The following is a 966-nucleotide window of genomic DNA, read 5'->3' on the forward strand; positions in this document are numbered from 1 at the left end:
CCTTCACACACCACGTTACAAAGCGTTTTCTCAACCAGAGCATCCCGCGCTCGCTCATTCACTTCATACTGATAGTTATAAAACAAATGGGTAATGCCGTTTTCCACGCACACCTGTTTAACCATTTCGACGCTGGCAGCAAAGTCATCCACTTCATGAAATAACAAAGGAATACCTTTTTCCGCCAGCGCGATTTGTAGCCCGTTCAGTTGAGCATTGATAAGTTCAGCCTGACGCGGCGACATATTATGCGCTGCCCACTGCTGCGGTGTGGCAATAAACAGCGCCACCACGTGTGCAGATGAATTGCGGCAGGCAGCAGCCAGCGCGAGATTATCGTGCAGACGTAAATCCTGGCGAAACCAGACCAGATAGGTGGTCATAAAACTCCTGCATGGCGCAAGTTAATAACACGCGGCCAAAGTTCGAAATAACGTTGCCCTGAAAGCCAGGCATTAGGATAAAGCGCCATATAGTGTTTGATACGCATCAGCGGCGCAAGTAGCGGTTGCTCGCCACATCGATAACTGTCGATAAGCGCCGCCAGTTGCTGACGTTCTGTGGAATCAAGATGGGGACGAAAATACCCCTGAACGTGCATCAAAACGTTGGTGTGATCGCGCGGGTTGGCGGGGTGAGAAAGCAAAATAATTACGCGCTGGCGATACTGGTTGTAATACTCCTCCAGATTATGCCACTGGTGAATATCTGCCACGAACGGGCCGAGCTTGCGGTACTCGGGCTGAGAATGAGCCAGAAATACGAGTTTATAGCGGCTGTGATAATCGAAAAGCGCCGCGCGAGTTAAGCCTCGCTCTTTAAGACGGTGTAACTCGTGCAAAGCAAAAATGCGGATAAGGGTGCTGTCATCAAAAAGTTGCTGATTCATTACTGCTCCTGAGCGGTTTACAGGAGTAAGTGTAGACGGCGAAAACAAAAAAACCGCCAGCGTTTCCGCTGGCGGGG

At 50.2% G+C, this 966-nt stretch carries 2 protein-coding genes; both read right to left on the minus strand.

Going from position 1 to position 966, the window contains the following annotated elements:
• The coding region (locus EQY_RS0123415; protein ID WP_000214771.1) for a deoxyribodipyrimidine photo-lyase at positions 1–383 on the minus strand (383 nt) is incomplete at its 3' end.
• Positions 380–889, minus strand: coding sequence for a YbgA family protein (locus EQY_RS0123420; RefSeq protein WP_001075787.1), 510 nt, complete (start codon positions 887–889; stop codon positions 380–382). The genes EQY_RS0123420 and EQY_RS0123415, both read right to left, overlap by 4 nt.
• Positions 890–966 lie beyond the last annotated feature (77 nt).

The sequence above is a fragment of the Escherichia sp. TW14182 genome (assembly GCF_000208525.1).
Classification (GTDB): Bacteria; Pseudomonadota; Gammaproteobacteria; order Enterobacterales; family Enterobacteriaceae; genus Escherichia; species Escherichia ruysiae.